This is a genomic window from Cobetia sp. L2A1 (genome assembly GCF_009796845.1).
Classification (GTDB): Bacteria; Pseudomonadota; Gammaproteobacteria; order Pseudomonadales; family Halomonadaceae; genus Cobetia.
In genome coordinates, this window is the sequence record NZ_CP047025.1 from 2,171,190 (window position 1) to 2,191,180 (window position 19,991).

At 60.2% G+C, this 19,991-nt stretch carries 17 protein-coding genes; 14 read left to right on the forward strand and 3 right to left on the reverse strand.

All coding sequences use genetic code 11. The features are described 5' to 3' along the window. Nucleotides 1-353 precede the first annotated feature (353 nt). The 7 genes from GQR90_RS09395 to GQR90_RS09425 are packed head-to-tail and all read left to right on the forward strand — an operon-like array spanning nucleotide 354 to nucleotide 8,623. Nucleotides 354-1,346 (forward strand): TRAP transporter substrate-binding protein, encoded by a 993-nt coding sequence (locus GQR90_RS09395; protein WP_158773880.1) that lies wholly within the window; start codon nucleotides 354-356, stop codon nucleotides 1,344-1,346. 2 nt (nucleotides 1,347-1,348) lie between these two features. Beyond that, nucleotides 1,349-1,885: a TRAP transporter small permease gene (locus GQR90_RS09400; protein WP_233266188.1), complete on the forward strand. Its 537-nt coding sequence runs from the start codon at nucleotides 1,349-1,351 to the stop codon at nucleotides 1,883-1,885. Further along, nucleotides 1,882-3,171 (forward strand): TRAP transporter large permease, encoded by a 1,290-nt coding sequence (locus GQR90_RS09405; protein WP_158773881.1) that lies wholly within the window; start codon nucleotides 1,882-1,884, stop codon nucleotides 3,169-3,171. The genes GQR90_RS09400 and GQR90_RS09405 overlap by 4 nt, the downstream gene beginning before the upstream one ends. Nucleotides 3,172-3,174: 3 nt before the next feature. Further along, nucleotides 3,175-3,972, forward strand: coding sequence for an aldolase/citrate lyase family protein (locus GQR90_RS09410; RefSeq protein ID WP_158773882.1), 798 nt, complete (start codon nucleotides 3,175-3,177; stop codon nucleotides 3,970-3,972). Between the two features lie 28 nt (nucleotides 3,973-4,000). Next, the gene (locus GQR90_RS09415; protein WP_158773883.1) at nucleotides 4,001-5,761 is read left to right on the forward strand and encodes a thiamine pyrophosphate-binding protein; all 1,761 of its coding nucleotides are present in this window, start codon (nucleotides 4,001-4,003) and stop codon (nucleotides 5,759-5,761) included. A gap of 1 nt (nucleotide 5,762) precedes the next feature. Next, nucleotides 5,763-7,079 (forward strand): Zn-dependent hydrolase, encoded by a 1,317-nt coding sequence (locus tag GQR90_RS09420; protein ID WP_158773884.1) that lies wholly within the window; start codon nucleotides 5,763-5,765, stop codon nucleotides 7,077-7,079. Then, nucleotides 7,076-8,623 (forward strand): aldehyde dehydrogenase, encoded by a 1,548-nt coding sequence (locus GQR90_RS09425; RefSeq protein WP_158773885.1) that lies wholly within the window; start codon nucleotides 7,076-7,078, stop codon nucleotides 8,621-8,623. Before GQR90_RS09420 ends, GQR90_RS09425 begins: the two co-directional genes overlap by 4 nt. Here the strand turns inward: GQR90_RS09425 and GQR90_RS09430 are convergent. Then, on the reverse strand, nucleotides 8,620-9,675 hold the full coding sequence (locus GQR90_RS09430; RefSeq protein ID WP_158773886.1) for a LysR family transcriptional regulator: 1,056 nt from the start codon (nucleotides 9,673-9,675) through the stop codon (nucleotides 8,620-8,622). The genes GQR90_RS09425 and GQR90_RS09430 overlap by 4 nt on opposite strands. A gap of 124 nt (nucleotides 9,676-9,799) precedes the next feature. Between GQR90_RS09430 and GQR90_RS09435 the strand changes: the two genes are divergently transcribed. The 6 genes from GQR90_RS09435 (at nucleotide 9,800) to GQR90_RS09460 (ending at nucleotide 16,630) form a co-directional block, all read left to right on the forward strand. Then, on the forward strand, nucleotides 9,800-11,227 hold the full coding sequence (locus GQR90_RS09435) for a sodium:solute symporter family protein (RefSeq protein ID WP_158773887.1): 1,428 nt from the start codon (nucleotides 9,800-9,802) through the stop codon (nucleotides 11,225-11,227). Nucleotides 11,228-11,757: 530 nt separating this feature from the next. Next, a complete protein-coding gene (gene dctP, locus GQR90_RS09440; RefSeq protein ID WP_158773888.1) occupies nucleotides 11,758-12,747 on the forward strand; it encodes a TRAP transporter substrate-binding protein DctP in 990 nt (329 codons plus the stop codon). A 10-nt stretch (nucleotides 12,748-12,757) separates the two neighbouring features. After that, nucleotides 12,758-13,312: a TRAP transporter small permease gene (locus GQR90_RS09445; protein ID WP_158773889.1), complete on the forward strand. Its 555-nt coding sequence runs from the start codon at nucleotides 12,758-12,760 to the stop codon at nucleotides 13,310-13,312. A gap of 3 nt (nucleotides 13,313-13,315) precedes the next feature. Next, nucleotides 13,316-14,620 (forward strand): TRAP transporter large permease, encoded by a 1,305-nt coding sequence (locus tag GQR90_RS09450; RefSeq protein ID WP_158773890.1) that lies wholly within the window; start codon nucleotides 13,316-13,318, stop codon nucleotides 14,618-14,620. 22 nt (nucleotides 14,621-14,642) lie between these two features. Continuing rightward, a complete protein-coding gene (locus GQR90_RS09455) occupies nucleotides 14,643-15,311 on the forward strand; it encodes an RraA family protein (RefSeq protein WP_233266192.1) in 669 nt (222 codons plus the stop codon). 206 nt (nucleotides 15,312-15,517) lie between these two features. Beyond that, nucleotides 15,518-16,630, forward strand: coding sequence for a hypothetical protein (locus GQR90_RS09460; protein WP_158773891.1), 1,113 nt, complete (start codon nucleotides 15,518-15,520; stop codon nucleotides 16,628-16,630). Nucleotides 16,631-16,689: 59 nt separating this feature from the next. On the opposite strand, the gene GQR90_RS09465 is transcribed toward GQR90_RS09460, so the two are convergent. Both GQR90_RS09465 and GQR90_RS09470 read right to left on the reverse strand, forming a co-directional pair. Continuing rightward, nucleotides 16,690-16,947: a hypothetical protein gene (locus GQR90_RS09465; protein ID WP_158773892.1), complete on the reverse strand. Its 258-nt coding sequence runs from the start codon at nucleotides 16,945-16,947 to the stop codon at nucleotides 16,690-16,692. A 126-nt stretch (nucleotides 16,948-17,073) separates the two neighbouring features. Next, nucleotides 17,074-18,633: a sigma-54 interaction domain-containing protein gene (locus tag GQR90_RS09470; RefSeq protein WP_158773893.1), complete on the reverse strand. Its 1,560-nt coding sequence runs from the start codon at nucleotides 18,631-18,633 to the stop codon at nucleotides 17,074-17,076. Nucleotides 18,634-18,950: 317 nt separating this feature from the next. Between GQR90_RS09470 and speB the strand changes: the two genes are divergently transcribed. Continuing rightward, on the forward strand, nucleotides 18,951-19,901 hold the full coding sequence (speB, locus tag GQR90_RS09475) for an agmatinase (RefSeq protein WP_158773894.1): 951 nt from the start codon (nucleotides 18,951-18,953) through the stop codon (nucleotides 19,899-19,901). The last annotated feature ends 90 nt before the right edge of the window (nucleotides 19,902-19,991 follow it).

The following is a 19,991-nucleotide window of genomic DNA, read 5'->3' on the forward strand; positions in this document are numbered from 1 at the left end:
ATGGCATGAAGCATCCCCCTGCTATTCAAGCACGGGGGATGCTCGTGATGCTGTCTGATCGTGGCAGTTGTCGTGATGTACCCTGCCCGGATACCGGATGTTGATTGAGCCATTCAAACAACAAGCAAGATAACGGTATATCTATCATTGTATAACCATCATGAAACACTCTCTATTGGTAGCTGGAGGGTACTGAGACCTCGTTGTTGGGCAAGGGGGCACACTGACATAAACCTGGTTAATACCAAGAATAAAAAATTGCAACTACCGAAATACACGTCAAGAACACACTCTTGGATCAAGGCGCACATAGAGGTGCCTGCACAACGATAACAACTCCAAGAGGTGTCTCGATGAAATCCGTCCTGTTGAAGCCTGCTCTACTGAGCGCTGCCATCGCGGCTGCCACCGCCCTGCCACTGAGCGCCGCTCAGGCGCAGGATATCAAGCTGGGTCATGTTCTTGCCCCGACGCACAGCTGGAACATCGCTGCGGAAGGCTTCGCCAAGGATGTGGCTGAGGCGACCGACGGTCGCGTCAATTTCCAGGTCTTCCCCAGTGGTCAGCTTGGCAACGAAAAGACCGTCGTCGAAGGCATGCAGATCGGCAGCGTACCGGCTGGCGTGATCGGCTGTGGTTCCTTCCAGCCCTTGGATGCCCGCTTCGGTATCGTCGAGCTGCCCTACTCCTGGCCGGACCGCGAGCACGCCTATGCCGCCTACGATGGCAAGCTGGGCGACGCGCTCGAGGCACTGGCCGCCGAGCACAACATGAAGATTCTGTCGTGGTGGGAAAACGGTTTCCGTCACGTCACCAACAACCGTGGCCCGATCACTTCGCCGGAAGACCTCGCTGGCCTCAAGATTCGCGTCACGCCAGACAAGATGCGTCTGGACACCTTCACCGCACTGGGTGCCAGTCCTGCACCGCTGTCCTTCGGTGAGCTTTACTCCGCGCTGCAACAGGGCGTGTTCGATGCCCAGGAAAACCCGCTCTCCATCATCTATTCCTCATCCTTCAGTGAAGTGCAGGACTACGTCTCTCTTACCGGCCACGTGTGGGCACCGGCCTGTCTGACCCTATCCAACTTCACCTGGAATCAGCTCTCCGAAGATGACCAGGCCGCGGTGCAGCAGAGCGCCGATGTGTGGCGTGACAAGCAGCGTGCCATGACGCAGCAGGACGACGCCGAGCTGGTCGCCAAGCTGGAAGCGGCGGGCATGAAGGTCAATGAGGTTGATACCGCGCCGTTCAATGCGCAGGTGCAGGGTGTGTGGGCAGAGTATGCCGACGTCTTCGGGCCTGAGCTGATGGGCCTGGTCGAGCAGTACCGCAAGGGCGAGTAAGCATGGCTTTCCTCTCTCCTTCCGCCAAGCCCTCAGCCATGTCTGCTGCGCGCGTCTTGATCATCACCCTGTCACGCTGGGTCTGCCAGGGCTGTCTCACCCTGGCGGCCAGCGGCGTGGCGCTACTCTCGGCACTGGTGATCTGGACGGTATTCATGCGCTGGGTCATGGGTCAGCCACCGCACTGGGCAGAAGAATTGCCGCAATTGGTGCTGGTGTGGACCACCCTGCTGGCCGCCGTCTCTTGCACGCGCAACCGCACTCATCTGAGTGCGGGTCTACTGCCGCTGCTGGTGCGTTCACTCAAGGTGCAACGTATCACTGGCCGCATCACCGATGCGCTGATCTTGATCATGTTACTGATGCTGGCCAAGGCCGGTTATGACCTGTCCGTGATCACCATGCGTCAGACCACCACTGCGCTGCAGATTCCCGCTGGCATCGTCTATCTATCCGTGCCGTTTTGCTGCGCCGCGATGGCGCTGATTCAGCTTGAGCATCTGCTGACGCCGTCACCCCGCCAAGGAGATGCCTCATGACACTCGGCGCCCTGGCTCTGCTCGGCGTATTCGCGCTGGGCATCCTGATCGACATTCCCATTGCCTTCGCGCTGTTGATGTCGGCACTCGTCTACCTGCTGGCCTTCGGTGCGGCACCGATGATGGTGTCGGCGCAGCAATTCGTCGCCGGCATGGAAAGCTTCACACTACTGGCGATTCCGCTGTTCGTGCTGGCTGCCCAATTGATGAACCGTGCCGGACTGACCGAGCGTCTGGTCAAGCTGTGCATGGCGATGGTCGGCAACATTCGCGGCGGTCTGGCCGTGGTCGCGGTACTGGCCTGCATGATGTTCGGTGCGCTGTCCGGTTCCGGTGTCGCGGACGTGATCGCCATCGGTAGCATGTTGCTGCCCACCATGGCGCGCAACGGCTATGACAAGGGCTTCAGCAGTGCGCTGGTCGGCACCGCCAGCTCCATCGGTACCGTCATCCCGCCCAGCATCGTGATGATCGTCTACGGCACCACCTCCAACACCTCGGTGGGTCAGCTGTTCATGGGCGGTATCGTGCCGGGCCTGATGCTGACCGCAGCACTGGTCGGCGTCGCACTCTATACCTCACGCAAGCATGGCTGGTCCGGCGGGGTCGCCGAGCGCAAACCCGGTGAACGGCGCCGCGCCTTCATCAGTGCACTGCCTGCGCTGATGGTGCCCGTGATGATCATCGGCGGCATTCGCTTCGGGGTCTTCACCCCTACCGAAGCCGCGGCCTCCGCGATTCTCTATGCCATCGTCATCGGTACCTGCGTGTATCGCAGCCTGACCTGGCGCGGCATGCTGGATAGTGTCAAGGCGACTGCTGAAACCACCGGCGCCATCCTGCTGATCATCGGCGCCGCCGGCATGTTCGCCTGGGGCCTGACCTATGAGCAGGTGCCACAGGCCATCGCCCAACTGATTGGTGACTTCACCGATAGCCGAATCAGCGTGCTGCTGCTGTTGACCGCCGTGCTGCTGGTGCTCGGCTCTTTCATGGAAAGCGTGGCGATCATCATCATCGTGACCCCGATCGTGATGCCGCTGCTGGCCCAGTACGGCATCAGCCCGGTGCACTTCGGGGTGCTGCTGACCGTCAACCTGGCCATCGGTGCCAACACGCCACCGTTGGGCATCGACCTGATGGCCGCCTGCCGCATCGCCGGCATCAACGTCAGTGACTCGCTACGCCCGTTGGGACTGATGCTCGGCGCGATGATCTGCGTGCTGATGCTGATCACCTTCATTCCTGAACTCGTGCTGTTCCTGCCCAATCTGATGGGGAGCTAAGTGATGACCACTTCCGTTGATCAGACCCTGCCACAGCGCTGGTTGTTCGTGCCCGGCGACGATGCCGCACGACTGGATGCCGCATTGGAAAGTGGTGCCGATGCCATCGTGGTGGACCTCGAAGAGTTCACTCCCGCCGCAGGCCGCCAGCTTGCCATCAGTCGCTTCGCCACCTTCGCCCGACGGGCGCGTTCGCTCAACGTCTGGCCAGCCGTGCGCCTCAATCTGCTGGAGCAAGGCGGTCGCGCAGAACTCGCAGCACTGATTTCTAACGCTGCTGGCGCACTGGAAGACTGCCCGGCTGTCGTCTTCATTCCCGCCGTCGAGCACCACGCGCAACTGATCGCGCTGGATGACGCGCTTGCCGAACAGGAGCATCTCTACCGCCTGCCCGCTGGCAGTCTGCGCAGCATCGCGACGCTTGAGAGTCAGGCAGGGCTGCTGGCCGCCGATGCATTGCTTCGCCCCTGTGAACAGACCCCACACTTGTTGGGTGCACTGATCGGCACGGGGGATCTGGCAACGGATCTTGGCCTGTCAGCCACACGGGACCCGGTGTTGATCACCGAGACTCTGAAGCCCTGGCGCGTGCGACTGGCGACAGCCTGCCAGACACATCAGCGGCTGGCCATCGACGGGCCATGGCGCTGGAAGAATGGCCTGGGCACCGATCAACACTGGGCCAATCAGCAGGGCTTCAAGGCACGCTGCGTGATTCACCCCGAACAACTGGAAGCGCTGAGCGACCTGATGCCGCTGGCGACGCCACTTCTCGAGCCGACGTCTCGATCCCACTTCTGATCTCCTCAACAATAACGAGAGCACTCCCATGACTCAGGCCACCGCTGCTTCTGACACCACCGGCACCTCCACTGCCTCTGAATACCCGCTGCGCAATGGCGGACAGATCCTCGTCGATCAGATTCGTCTGCACGGCACCAAGCGTGTCTTCCTGGTGCCGGGTGAAAGCTACCTGCCGTGCATCGATGCGCTCAATGAGCACAAGGGCGCCATCGAGCCCATTGTCTGCCGCCAGGAAAGCGGCGCCGGCTACATGGCTGAAGCCTACGGCAAGCTGACCAACGAGCCGGGCGTATGCTTCGTCACCCGTGGCCCGGGCGCGACCAACGCCTCCATCGCCGTGCATACCGCCTATCAGGATTCCACGCCGATGATTCTGTTCATCGGTCAGGTCGGGGGCGATTTCATCGAGCGCGAAGCCTTCCAGGAAATCGATTACCGTCGCATGTTTGGCGAGATGACCAAGTGGGTCGCCCAGATAGACGACACCTCACGCATTCCGGAATACATCGCCCGCGCCTATCAGGTCGCGCGTAGTGGTCGTCCCGGGCCTGTCGTACTGGCACTGCCGGAAGACACGCTGTGGGGCGAGGCGCAGGTTGCGGACGTCAAGCCGCATCCGCGCCTGATGACTTACCCGGGCCAGCCGCAGCTGGATGAACTCAAGCGCCTGCTCGCCAGTGCCGAGCGCCCCTTCCTGCTGGTCGGTGGCAGCGGCTGGACCCGCGATGCCCAGATCGCACTGGAAGGTTTCGCCCAGCGCTTCGATATCCCGACCGGCGTCGCCTGGCGGCGTCTGGAATGTGTCGATGCCGAACTGCCTCAATTCGTCGGTCACGTCGGCATGGGCATGCACGCTGAATTGCGTCAGCAGCTGGTCGAGAGTGACCTGGTGATCGCCGTCGGTACCCGTATCGGCGAAGCCACCAGCGAAGGCTATAGCTGGATCCAGTCGCCGGTGCCGGCCCAGAAGCTGGTGCACATCTACGCCGACCCGGAAGAGCTGGGCCGCGTCTATCAGCCCACGCTGGCCATCAACACCGACGTCAATGGTTTCTCGCTGGCACTGACCACCCTGTCACCGGTCAGCGCACCGCGCTGGTCTGACATCACCCGCAACGCGCGCGCTGCTTATCTGGCCACGCTGGAAGAGCAGCCGTCACCTGGCCCGCTGAGTCTCGACAAGGTCAGCCTGACGGTTGATCGCATCCTCGACGGCAAGGGCTGCATCACCGTCGGTGCGGGTAACTACGCCCTCTATGCCCACCGCTATGTGCGCTTTCGTGGTCTGGGCAGTTCGCTGGCACCGACGGTCGGTTCCATGGGCTACGGCCTGCCGGCGGCGATTTCCAGCAAGCTGGAGTTCCCGGAGCGCCCGGCCGTTTGCTACGCCGGCGACGGCTGCTTCCAGATGAACATGCAGGAGTTGGGCGTGGCACTGCAGTATCGCGTCGGCATCGTGGTACTGGTGTTCAACAACGGCATGTGGGGCACCATCCGCGCGCATCAGGAGAACGACTTCCCGGGCCGTGAGATCGCACTGACCTTCACCAATCCTGACTTCGCGGCGCTGGTGACGGCCTATGGCGGTCTAGGTCAGGTCGTCGAGAAGGACGAAGACTTCGAGGCAAGCTTCACCCGCGCACTGGAATTCGCTGATCGCGAGCGCCTGCCGGCACTGATCGAGCTGCGCTATGACCCGGACGGCATCGCCCCGGGCAAGCTATTGAGCGGCATTCGTGAAGATGCCCTCGCACGCAATGCCGCCAACGACAAGGCAGGAGTCTGACATGAGCACAACATCTCCCCAGTCACCTCATCATGTTCTTGAAACGCTCGACCTGCGTGTCGATGGCCAGCGCCTGTGGGAAGCGCTGATGACCTTGGCCAAGATCGGCGCCACCCCCAAGGGCGGCAACTGCCGTCTGGCACTGACCGAGGAAGATCGCGCCGGCCGCGAGCTGGTCACCGGCTGGCTCGCGGCCGCGGGCCTGACACTGCGCGTCGATCAGATCGGCAATATCTTCGCGCGCCGTGCAGGCCGTAACAATGCCCTGCCGCCCATCGCCACCGGCAGTCACATCGACACCCAGCCGACCGGCGGCAAGTTTGATGGCTGCTTCGGCGTGCTGGCCGGACTTGAGGTCATGCGCGTGCTGGATGAGCGCGGCATCGAGACCGAGGCGCCGCTGGAAGTGGTGATCTGGACCAACGAGGAAGGCAGCCGCTTCGTGCCGGTGATGATGGGCTCTGGTGTTCACGCGGGCCTGATCACGCTGGAGAAGGCACTGGCCGCCACCGATCGGGATGGCGACAACGTTGCCGCCTCGCTGGAACGCACCGGCTATGCTGGTGACGTGCCGGTGGGTAGCCACGAATTCGGTGCCTATTTCGAAGCGCATATCGAGCAAGGCCCAGTACTGGAGCAAGAGGAAATCACCATCGGTGCCGTCACCGGCTCCCTCGGCCTGCACTGGTTTGATGTCGTCGTCAGTGGCCAGGAAGCTCACGCCGGCCCGACACCGATGCCCTACCGGCGCGATGCGCTGAAAACCGCCTGCGCACTGGTCAGCGAGATTCTGACGCTGGCCGACGACTATCAGCCCAACGGTCGCGTCACCTGCGGTGAATTCAATGTACACCCGAACTCGCGCAACGTGATTCCGGGTCAGGTGCGCTTCAGCGTTGACCTTCGCCACCTGGAACCGGCAGTGCTCGCCGAGATGCACGCCAGGCTCAAGGCGCTGTGTCTTCAGCATCATGCGGCCAATCAGGGTGGCAAGCAGCAGGTTGATGTCGAATTGATCGAGGTGCAGCACATTCCGCCGACGCCCTTCGCACCACCCTTGATCGAGATGGTGCGCAGCGCCAGCCGTCATCTAGGACTGAGCTTCCGCGACATGGAAACCGGTGCGGGGCATGACGCGGTGCAGATCGCCGGTATCAATCCAGTCGCGATGATCTTCGTGCCCTGTGAAGACGGCATCAGCCACAACGAAAGCGAGAACGCTGAGCCGGCGGATCTGGAAGCCGGCGCCAATGTGCTGCTGCTGGCGATGCTGGAACGCGCCGGTGTCGTTGCCAATCCGCAGGAGGCTGCGCAATGAGCACCTCTTCTGATCAGGCGACTTCGGTTCAGGCCTCTGTCGCCCCGTTGACGCATGCTGATTGGCAAGCACGCGCGGCAGGGCTCGTCTTCGAGACCCGTGCCTTCATTGACGGGGCGTATGTCGAAAGCACTGGCTGCGACACCTTCCCGGCTTACAACCCGGCGACCGGTGAAGTGCTGGCCCATATCACCGCCTGCACCGAGCAGGACATTGACCGCGCCGTGATGGCCGCGCGGCGTGCCTTCGACTCTGGCATCTGGTCGCGTCAGTCGCCCCAGGCACGCAAGGCAGTCTTGCAGCGTTTCTCGGCATTGATCAGCGAGCATGCCGAAGAGCTGGCATTGCTGCAGACACTGGAGATGGGCAAGCCGATCGGTGATAGCCTCGGCTTTGATCTGGCGGAGACCGCCCGCTCGGTGGCCTGGTATGCCGAGGCCATCGACAAGCACTATGACGAGATCGCACCAACGGGCGAGAACGTCCACGCCACCATCACCCGTGAAGCACTGGGCGTGGTTGCGGCGGTAGTGCCATGGAACTTCCCGCTGATGATCGCGTCGTGGAAGTTCGCGCCGGCACTGGCGCTAGGCAACAGCGTGGTGCTCAAGCCGGCGGAATCCTCAAGCCTCAGCGCGCTGCGTCTGGCGGCACTGGCTGATGAAGCCGGCCTCCCGGCGGGCGTGTTCAACGTCACCCCAGGCCTGGGCGCGGTGGCGGGTCAGGCACTCGGCCTGCACATGGAAGTCGATGCACTGGCCTTCACCGGCTCTACCGCGACCGGCAAGCGCTTCATGCGTTATGCCAGCGAGTCGAACCTCAAACGTGTGTGGCTGGAGTGCGGCGGCAAGTCGCCGCACATCATCTTCGCTGATTGCCCGGACCTCAATCTGGCGGCGCGCGCGGCGGCAGACGCCATCTTCATCAATCAGGGCGAAGTCTGCATCGCGGGATCACGCCTGTATGTCGATGACGCCATCTATGACGACTTCATGCCACGGCTGATCGCCTGCGCACGCGCCATGCCGGCGGGCGATCCGCTCGACCCGGCCACGCGCATGGGCGCACTGGTCAGCGCTGATCATCATGAAAAGGTGCTGGGCTTTGTCGAGACGGCGCTCAAGGAAGGCATGACACTGCATCAGGGCGGCAAGGCCATCGCGCCCAGCGATGCCTGCGCCGGCGGCTGGTATCTGGAGCCGACCATCGTGGAAGGCGACCAGAACAGCACCGTGATGCGCGAGGAAATCTTCGGCCCGGTGCTGGGCGTGACCCGCTTCAGCGGCGAGGAACAGGCCATCGAACTGGCCAATGACTCCATCTACGGTCTGGGCGCGGGGCTGTGGACGCGTGATCTGGCACGTGCACACCGGGTATCGCGGCGCTTGAAGGCAGGTCTGGTGTGGGTCAACTGCTACGCCGATGGCGATATCAGCGTGCCCTTCGGTGGCGTCAAGCAGTCTGGCTTCGGGCGTGACAAGTCACTGCACGCCCTCGACAAGTATTCAGACCTCAAGACGACCTGGATCAATCTCGACTACTAGGTATCCGCAGGCGGCAGTGTCAGGGAATCGATCATTCGCGGCGTATCGGACGATCGATTCTCTGGCGCTGCCGTCCTGGGATCTGGTTCTGGCGCACGCACGGACTCAAGACCGCGATGCAGGCGATCTTCCAGCGGTACCTTGGCGAGTGCGTTATGCAGGAAGTCGACGAAGGTGGATTCGGCCGCACTGAAGCGCGCCTCGCGGTGCCACATCAGATGCAGATCGATATCCGCGACACCGCCATAGGGCGGCAGCGGCCACAGCTGACCCTGTTCGACTTCGCGCCTGACGATGTGTTCCGGCATGCAGCCGATGCCCCAGCCGGCATGCACCATGCGCTGGATTTCCTGCAGGCTGCTGGACTGGCCGACCACTGGCCCCTGCAGGCCTTCCTTGGCGCGAAACACCGCCAGCGGTGACAGCACGCCATCCAGCTGCTCGCTGCCAAACGAGATGTAACGCTCGTTGCGTAGCGCCTCAAGGGGCAGATTCTGGCGCCCGAACAGCGGGTGCGTCTGGCCACAGAAGTAGTGATAGCTCTGGCGCACCAGCACCTGGGACATCAGGGAATCAGGGGTCTGTCGTGCCAGACAGATGCCAAGCGCACCCTGGCGCTGCAACAGGCCTTGCTGAACCTCGTGACTGGACATGTCCTGTATCGAGAAGGTGACCTGGGGAAAACAGCGATGAAAGCGCGCGAATACGCTATCAAGGAAACGGCATTCAATGCCGGTCACGAAAAGGAGCGAGACATGCCCGGAAATCTCCGTTTGACTATTGCCCACCTCCGACGCCAGACGTGCCACGTTGGCGTAGATCTCCACCGCCTCGCGGTAGACCACCTGCCCCGCCGATGTCACGCGAAAGCGGTGACTGTCACGCTCGATCAATCGCTGCCCCAGCCTTTCTTCCAATCGTTTGAGTGACAGACTGACCGCGGGTTGAGACAGGTAAAGACGTGCGGCTGCCCGACTGACACTTTCCTCCTGGACAATGACGATGAAGGTACGCAGTAGATTCCAGTCCAGCGTGTCGTGAATGGGCCGCATGTCACTTGTTCCTGTATAACGTGAGAAAATCCGTGCGACAGCAGTGGTCATTTGCGCAGCACGCAGGCATGACTCACGCTGTGATGACGTGAAACACAATACCAAAAAAGCGGAAATAAAGACGATGTTCAATAGCCGAGAAACCTTCATTCTCTCGATCATGATCATAGCATGTGGCGTATTTCTGATGGGGCTTTCGCTCTATTTCTTCCGTCGCATCAAGACTTATGACGACTACAATGTTGCCGGACGCTCCACCGGTACCTTCCCGTTGATCTGTACACTCATTGGTACCGCCGTCGGCGGCTCCACGTTATTGGGATTCGTCTCCAAGGGGTATGCTTTTGGCCTTGGCCAGCTGTGGCTACCGGTCGGCATGACCGTTGCCGGTTTGGCGCTCTACTTCTTCATCGCCAGGATACACTCTGAAGGTGAGCGCCTTAACATGGTGACCCTGGCCGACTTTCTGGTCAGTCGCTTCGGGGAAGGCGTAAGAACCCCGACCCTGATCAGTGTGCTGTGTGCCTACTCCGCCATCACCGGCATGCAATTCGTCGCAGTGGCCACGGTGCTCAAGCTGGTGTTCGGGCTAGCACTGCCGGCGGGCATCCTGCTGACCTGGGCGCTGCTGACCGCCAAGACCTGGCTGGGGGGCCTGATGGCGGTGATCTGGTCAGATGCCATCCTCGGCACCCTGCAAACGCTGGGCATTTTCTTCTTGCTGGGCATGGTCTATTTCGCCAGTGGTAGCTGGGAAGTGATGTCGGCCACGCCGCTGCCCACAGACACTCCTGACTTCCTGAGCCTGACCGGTATTTCCGGCCACGAACTGACGGTCTACATGCTGACCATCGGTGCCTATCAATTTGTCCGCCAGGATCTGTGGCAACGCTTCTGGGCCGCACGCAGCCTCAAGGCGGCCCGGACCGGTTACGCTGTCGCGATCGTCTTCACTCTACTGGTCGGTGCGGCGGTGGTCTTGATCGGCAGCTTCGCCAGGCTGGGGCTGGACATTGCGGTCACCAATCCGGATCTCTCCTTCTATGCCATCATCAAGGCGACCCTGCCATTGCCGTTGATGGTCAGCATGGTCGTGGTGCTGCTGGCGACGATCATCTCGTGTGCGGATTCGTTCTTCATCGCGGGTGCCTCGTCGATTGCCAATGACGTCATCAAACCGCGCATGAAAGGCCGTGATGATGCCTTCATGCTACGCATGAGCCGCCACTCCGTCATCGCCATGTCATTGATTTCACTGGGACTTGCGCTCTATGCACCGCGCCTGCTGGATATCTGGATCCTGGGCAGCGCCATGTTGGTATGCGGGGTACTGGTCCCCACGATAGTGGCGCTGTGTTGCCGTACGCCGAATCCGCGTGGCGGTCAGATCATGATGTGGGGCGGTCTCGCCACTGCCGTCATGTGGCAGATACTGGGGCATCCGTTCGGACTGCATCCGGTGATGATTGGCTTACCCGTTTCACTGGCATTGATGCCACTCGCCTTGCGTCAGGCACGATCACCACTGACAACAATGTCCAGTGCAAAGTGAGAGTGCTTGCTGGCGTTGATTCAGCGGCCGTGTCAACTGCATTCAGTAGCTGAATTCACGAAGTACGTGCAGATAGTGACGCTGGATTTCAAGGCACTTTCGACACCCCTTACCGCTCCCTCATGAGGACCCGGAAAGGGGTGTCGTGCGTTTCTGGCAATAGAACTCTGGTATTTATCGATCTGATATTGGCGAGAAATTCAGTCAATGATCACTGCGATACGCGTGGATTTAGCGGCGATGATAATGCGCTCACCTTGACCATCAACATAAATTTATTAACTAACATAAACCATATAAATACCAAGTATTGAAATTTGAAAAGCCAAAAGGAAGATGATTCGTTGACCGCTGCCTGAGCGACTCATAGATTGAAGGCGTACCATCATGTTGATGACAGAGAAGGCACCCCTAGTGCTTACCAAGGATGCCACCTGTTCCTGGCTACTTGGTCAGTATTCACCACTGCCTCCAGCTTCCAGATCGCATGATCTCGGGAACTCAAAAATAACGATAACGCGGATAATTCCATGAAAACATTCAAGCCCGCCCTCCTGCTCCCGCTATTTGCCCTGCTCCCTGCAACCTCAGCAATGGCGACCGAGCTGCGCATGCTCGCAAGCTACGATCAAACCAGCGCCTACTCACGCGAGATTGCCCAACGCTTCATCAAGGAAGTCGAAGCCAACGATGCAGCCGACATCTCCATCAAGCTGACCGGCCCGGATGTCGTCTCTCCGTTCGAACAGCTGCAGCCAGTCGCCGCAGGTGTCTTCCAGTTGCTGTACACCCATGCCGCCTACCACACCAACACGACCGGTGTTGGCGCCGCGATGGATGCGGTCAAGGTCAATCCTGAGCAGACGCGTGAATCCGGCCTTTGGGACCTGGTCGATGAGCACTACCAGACACTCGGCCTCAAGCTGATCGCGATTCCGCCGCTGGGTAGCAGTGGTTTCCAGTACGTGCTCAAGAAGCCGATTGAAGGCTCGCCGGGTCTTGATGGCCGTCGTCTGCGCGGCAGCCCGACTTACACCAACGTCACCAAGGGCCTGGGCGGTACGCCGGTGCTGATGTCGAGTGGCGACGTCTACTCCGCCATGGACCGCGGCGTGATAGACGGTGCCGCTTGGGGGTTGAATGGCGTCAAGGACATGGGCTGGCAGGAAGTCGCCGGCTACTTCTCAAAGCCGACCTTCGGCCAGACCTACAACTTCGTGCTGATGAACCTCAATGCCTTCAACAGCCTGTCCCCGGAAGAGCAGAAAGTCCTGCTGGACCAGGGTCGCCAGCTTGAAACCGAGATCGCGCCTGTGATGGACAAGCTGGCCATCGACGAGTGGAAGTCGCTGGAAGCAGCAGGCATGCAGCCGACCGAGTTCTCACCCGAAGATGCTTCACGTCTGGATGCGCTGGTCACCGACGGTATCTGGCAGCTGGGCATCGACAAGTCGCCGGAAGCCGTCACCGCCATGCGCAAACTGGCCATCGAGAAAAACCTGACCACCGTCAGCGAGTAAGGAATCTCTCATGCTAACCCTGCTTGCACGTGTACATGACGGCGTGACGCGAGCAGGCTTCCTTCTGGGCGGTGTCACCTTGTGTGGCATCGTCCTGTGTTTCTGGCTGGAAGTCATCGCGCGCTATTTCTTCAATTCTCCGACCCTGTGGTCCGGCGCGATGGTCGCCTACCTGCTGTGCCTCTCGATTTCACTGGCCACGCCTGAACTGGCTCGCACTCACGGTCATATCGCCATCACGGTATTGCCCGAGCGTCTGTCGCCTGCCACACGCGCCCGCTATGACCGGTTCCTCGCCGTGCTCACCGGTATCGTGTGTGCCGTTGCCGGCTGGATCTGCGTGCAAGAAAGTCTGCGCCAGTTCAACTACCACACCACCACGGCACTCGGCCTCGATATCCCCAAGGTCTGGGTCTCGGCCTTCATCGCCTATGCGCTGGTGAGTGCTGCGCTGCATTTCCTGCGTCACGGCTTCGGTCGCTCGGCGGCTCAGACGGTGCCAGACACGGGCACGTCGGCACCTGCCAAGTCAGCACCTGCTGTCGACCCCACAAAAGGACCCTGAGTCATGGAATGGTATCTCTCTCTGGGCCTCGCCATCGCCGTGCTGATGGGCCTTTTTGCCCTCGGCATTCCCGTGTTCGCCGCCTTCTTGACCATCAACGTGCTCGGCACGCTGTGGTTGATGGGCACCGCCGGTTTCGGCATGTTCGCCAACAGTGTCTACGACAGCATGACCTCGGAGACGCTGACCACCATCGCGCTATTCGTACTGATGGGGGAGCTGTTGTTCCGCTCTGGCTCCATCGACGTGATCTTCGATTCCCTCGATACCCTGATGGGCCGCATGAAGGGCCGCCTCTACTTCTTCGTCGTTGCGCTCTCGACGCTGTTCGGTGCCCTATCCGGCTCGGCGCTTGCGGTGACGGCCATGCTGAGTCGCTCGGCGCTGCCGACCATGCAGCAGCGTGGCTATGACGACAAGCTCTCCATCGGCCTGATTCTGGGCGGGGCAAGCCTGGCCCCCATCATCCCGCCGAGCCTGCTGGTGATCATCATCGGCTCGATGGTCGATGTCTCGATTGCACGCCTGCTGATCGCGGGCATTCTGCCCGGTATCCTGCTGGCTGCCATGTTCATCCTCTACGTCAAGATACGCATCATGCTCGACCCCAGTCGTGCACCGGCGGTGGATGAAAGCGGCGGTGGCACACCTCAGGAAAAACGCCGCGCACTGACCAACATGCTGCCGTTCACCGTCATCATCTTCGCCGTGCTCGGGCTGATCCTGCTCGGTATCGCCACGCCGTCCGAGTCAGCGGCAACCGGTGTGATGGGCGCATTGCTGGTGGCCGCCTACTACCGCAAGTTCTCGTTCAAGATGGCGGGCGAGGCGGTGATGTCGTCGCTGAAGGTCAGCACCATGATCATTCTGATACTGGCCTGCTCGAAGCTGTTCTCGCAGCTGCTCAGTTTCACGGGCGCCACCAGCGGGCTGGTCAACAGCGTGACCGGCATGGATCTCGATCCCGTCTGGATGCTGCTGCTGTTGATGTTGATCCCGCTGATCGCCTGCATGTTCATCGATCAGATCGCCTTCATGATGGTGGTCATCCCCATCTACGCGCCGCTGGTCAAACTGTATGAGTTTGATCCGGTGTGGTTCTGGACACTGTTCCTGATCAACATCTCGGTCGGCAGTCTCACCCCGCCCTTCGGTTATAACCTGTTCGCCGTCAAGGGCGCTGCACCGCAGATGCCAATGCAGACCATCTATGCCGCCGCCTGGCCTATCGTGATCTGCTTCCTGTTTGCGATGTTCATGCTGTACTGGATTCCAGCGCTGACCACCTTCCTGCCCAGCCTGATCTGACAGACCACGACGAGAGACTTCCATGTACCAACTCAATGACATGCCTGCGCAGGTCGCGCCCGAACTGCTGGCACAGCTCAAGCAATGCGAAACCGCCACCATTGGCCACTTCCATACCCACGGTTTCGTCGAACCGGCCATCGCCTCGATGCTGTCACAAGTGCGTGTCGTCGGCACCGCCGTCACTGTCTCGTTACCGCCAGAAGACGGCACCCTGCTCAATCACGTGATGCGGCTGGTGCGCCCGGGTGATGTGCTGATCGTGCATCGTCAGGGCGACCGCCACCGTGCCTGCTGGGGCGGCGTGATGACGACAGTCGCCTCCGGTATTGGTGTGGCGGGTGTGGTGATCGACGGCATGGCGACCGATGCCGTGACCATCCGCGACAAGCAGTTCCCGGTCTGGAGTCGCGGTGTCGCCTCGCTGACCACCCGCTTCGCCGGTATCGGCGGCGCGCTCAACGTGCCGGTCAGCATCGGCGGCGTGGTCGTCAATCCGGGCGATGCCATCCTCGCCGATGAAAGCGGCGTCATCGTCATGGTTCCCGAGGAAGTCTCCGCCATCGCCACTCACGCCATCGAGGTACAGCAGGCCGAAGAGGTGTTGCTTGCCAAGATCGCCGACGGTGCCTGCCTGCCGGACCTCACCGGCTCAAGCCAGTTGATCGAGGAAGTGAACGCACGCGGTTGATGGACATGCCACTCTGCATGCAACTCGGCACACCACGTGCGCTACAACCCAAAAGACCACCAGATTGATTCTGGTGGTCTTTTGGGTTGTGCGATATCGTCACAGGTTGCTCACGGTTGTTGCGGTGTATCGCCTACAGTACTCAGCGAGGTTACCCCTTACCCTTGTTGGCCTTGCCTCAACCTCACTCTGACAGGATGTCTCGCATGTCGATTTCGGTTGTCTGGCGCCCTGCCTCGGCTCGGTACGCCGCAAGGGTGCGTCGTATCTCCGCTGCCCTGATGCTCGGCGGGGCTGGCGCATTGCTGTCTGCCATCCCTCCCGCGAAGGCTGCCAATTTCCAGCACACTCAAGTCGTCCTCAATAACCTGGGCGGCAGTTACGGCTTCATCGTGGCGCAGGACGTCACGCTTTCGCGGATAGCACAGCAACATCCAGAGCTTCAGGATCAGGTGCGCGCAACCGCCACCGAGTTCGATAATGCCTTCCCAAACATCACCCAGCGGCTGACACGCGCGATAGAGTCTCTTATCGGTCGCGAGGCGACGGCCAACGCCAAGCAACGCATCGAGCAGCGGGTCCACGAGAAATTGGTCGCCATGCTGGCCCCGGAAGTCTTGACGACCGACTTTGCCCATCGCTTCTTCGCGACCCTTCATCGCCGCGCCGGTGGGGATGATATCCCCTCTCCCTACCTCGAATACCTGCTGGCAACCACCTACCAGGACGAGCCGGTGTATGAGCTATATGACGGCTACTATCAGCAATTCAATACCCAGGGGCATGCCAAATCGAGAGGGGTAGACTTCACATTGCGTCTGCCCGCCTCCTGGAGCGCCAAGGAAAGTCAGCAACCGCATATCGTGCAGAAATGGCGCAGTCAGGCGGGCACCGGCATGCAGCTGATCGTGCTGGAAATCTATGATCTCAACGGGGTCACCATCAACACCCGACAGCTCAAGATGATGCAAGCCAACCGACAGCTCAGCCGGTGGGCGCCGCAGGGCAGCGAGATGCTCGACTCTGGTGTCACGACCATCAATCAGCGTCCGGGCTACTGGTTTGATATCTCGATGGCACAGCAGCATAAAAACAAGCGCACCCTCTCGCATACCCGTCAGTACGGCACCTTCATCAATGACAAGATGATACGGCTAAGCTGCAGTGCCTATCAGGCGCTGCCGGAGGGGATGACAGAGGTGAAATCGCCTCGCGATCGAGATTCCAACAGCGAATTCGAGTCACTCAAGACACTATGTGGTGGAGTGATCAAGGGCTCGGCGGTGATGCAGACATACGAGACCAGCGTCAGCCGTTAGAGAGGATGCTATCTCGTTGCTCCCCCCCCCTCCAACACTTCTCCCATGAATCCGCCTGATCACCGATAACTCCCTCGCATCATCATCACACCCAATACCGGCGGGCCTGCTGGTTCGATATCGCCATAACACAACGACACCAAGGCACGCCCATCACCTCGCAGACATGCGAATATGGCCTCTTCCTCGACGACAAGCTGATCCGCCTGCACTGCACCCGCTACCATCCTGTCGCCGACGGCACCACCTACGCCAAAACCAAGACAGACCTCGCCGTCGATGAAGGAATGGCAAGCCGAACGGTGGGAGTTATTCACTAAGTTCGTAGTTAATCAGACGGGACCCGACAACTAGACGATAACGTCTTTCACCTAGACTTAACTCTAAAAGAATCATAAAAATCACCTGTTATAAAGTAGTGTACAAATATTACACTTTAGCACTTAAGTCTTTTTTAGTTTTCGTACCACCGATGGCTGACTAATCCCCGCCCTCTTGGCTATCGCATAGGTACTGGGCAATTCCGCTGCCATCTCGAGTAGCCATTGTGCTTCGATGCGTGCCAGGCCTTCCTTGAGAGTTTCGTTGGGGCCGAGTTTGGGTATTGGCATAGCTACCGCCCTCTCAGCGGTAGACTCTGAGAGGGAACTACCGTTGTTGAAATTGTTGGCAGGCGCATCTCTTTTATTTACGCCTATTTCTTCATATTTGTTATTACCGAATTTAAATGAAACACCTAGTCCATTAGCGTTATTCGCTGAATAAGGGTTTATTAGTGTTTGCAGTGAGGCAGCGTCAATAACATCACCTGCGGCACTGAGCCAGGCGCGTTCCAGCCAGTTTTCGAGTTCACGGATATTACCCAGCCAGTGCTGTTGCAGCAGCAGCGACCACAGGGTGGGGTCAAGCAGCTTGTCACGCCCATGACGCTGATTGAGCCGCGCGAGGTGTTGTTCGACCAGTGCCGGGATATCTTCCGGGCGCTCCCGCAAGGGTGGGAAGTTCACTGGCAGCACATTGATGCGGTAATAGAGGTCCAGCCGGAAGCGCCCCTGCTCCACCAACGCGGCGAGATTCTGGTTGGTGGCGACAACGAGGCGGAAGTCGGCGCGGCGGGTGGTGGTGTCACCGAGTCGCGTGATCAGCCCATCCTGAATCACCTTGAGCAGCTTGGTCTGGGTGGCCAGTGGTAGCTCGCCGATTTCATCCAGAAACAGCGTGCCGCCTTCAGCCTGTTCCATCAGGCCAGCCTTGCCGCGATTGCCTGCGCCGGTGAAGGCGCCAGGTTGATAGCCGAACATCTCCGCCTCGAACAGGTTCTCCGGAATCGCCCCACAGTTGACGTCTATGAACGGCCCCTTGGCGCGCTCGCTCCAGCGATGCAGTTGATGGGCAAAGGCCGTCTTCCCGACGCCAGACTCCCCCAGCATCAGCACCGTGGCATTGGTGGGCGCAACGCGCTTGAGCAACAGCGCTATCTCACGCATCACGGGGCTTTTGACCTGAAGCTGGCCGCAGTCGATCTCCCCGCAATCCCTGTCACTCTCCCCATCATTCATGATGGCCTGTCCGGTGCGCATGGATGCCTGGTCCCGCGAGCTGCGCCGCAGGTGATCACTGAATCGTTGCTGAAGCACCGCGTATTCCTGCTGCAACAGCTGAATATCGGTGAGGTCCATCGAGCGGCTGACCACCCGTACCAGCCGTCCCTCGACGAACACTGGGTGTGCCTGCGCCACCACCCGACGCCCCGTCCCCGTGCTCTGCATCATCTGCACGGTCTTGCCGGTGCGAATGACTTCCAGACTGATGGAGGGGGTCAGCACGCCGCTGGCTTCCAGGTCATGCACGTTGGCGGCGCAGAGCGCTTCACGTGTCATGCCATACACCGCAGCGGCGCCGGGGCTGACATCCACCACCTGGCCTTCGGCATCGACCACGAAGTAATGGTCATGCGCGGTGTCGATGATGGTCTTGAGTGTCTGGCTATCGAGTTCTGACATGACAGGCCTCACGGGAGAATGTACGGGGGATGAGCTGGGCAGTATTCATTGGCTTCTTATCATTACCCAATCATTCACTTCTGGCGATCCATAAATGGATCAATGATTCATAAATGGATCAATTGATGGCTCATTTCGATCCAAAAATGAATCGTGTGAACGGCTCTTCACAAAAAATCCCATGAAAACAACGGACTGAAAATTGGCATGCTTACTGCAATGACGAGTCACATGCCGCAGTCCACACGGCCCTATAACGACAATCATCCTGCTCGCCGTTCATTTCATCGCGAGCCCTTCACGATCCGGAGAAATTCATGAGTGAATTCAATCAGCCGTTGGGCGGCAACGACATGCCACGTTTTGGCGGCCCGGCCACCATGATGCGCCTGCCAACTCAAGAGACAGCCAAGGATCTGGATGTAGCCTTCATCGGGATTCCGCTGGATATCGGCACCTCCAACCGTCCCGGTGCCCGTTTTGGCCCGCGTCAGATTCGCGATGAATCCCGCATGCTGCGGCCTTACAACATGGCCACCCGCGCAGCGCCCTTCGATAGCCTGCAGGTGGCGGACATCGGCGATGTACCGATCAACACCTTCCACCTGCCCAAGAGCATGGACATCATCGAGAAATTCTACGATGAAGTGCTCAGCCACGATTGCGTGCCGCTGACGCTGGGCGGTGACCACACCGTCACTCTGCCGGTGCTGCGTGCCATCGCCAAGAAGCACGGGCCGGTCGGCCTGATCCATATCGATGCCCACGCCGATGTGAACGACCACATGTTCGGCGAGCCGATTGCCCACGGCACGCCGATTCGTCGTGCTCAGGAAGAAGGCCTGCTCGACAGCACGCGTGTGGTGCAGATCGGCCTGCGCGGCACTGGCTACTCCGCCGATGATTTCGACTGGTGTCGTCAGCAGGGCTTCCGTGTCGAGACCGCCGAGATGTGCTGGTTCAAGTCACTCGCGCCGCTGATGGCCGAAGTGCGCGACATGATGGGCGATCGCCCCGTCTACATCACCTTCGACATCGATGGCCTCGACCCCTCCGTCGCCCCCGGCACCGGCACCGTGGAAGCCGGCGGCCTGACCATGCCGCAGGGCATGGAAATCGTGCGTGGTGCGCGTGGCCTCAATATCGTCGGCGGTGACCTGATGGAAGTCTCTCCGCCCTACGATACCAGCGGCAATACGGCACTGATGGGCGCGACACTGCTCTACGAAATGCTGTGTGTACTGCCGGGCGTGATGCAGCGCGACTGATGCACACTCGGCTGGCATGAGCTCCGCGCTGCCCACCTGATTGTCCCGTCAGATGGGCAGCGCACGGACGACAGACCTGCCAACGAATTT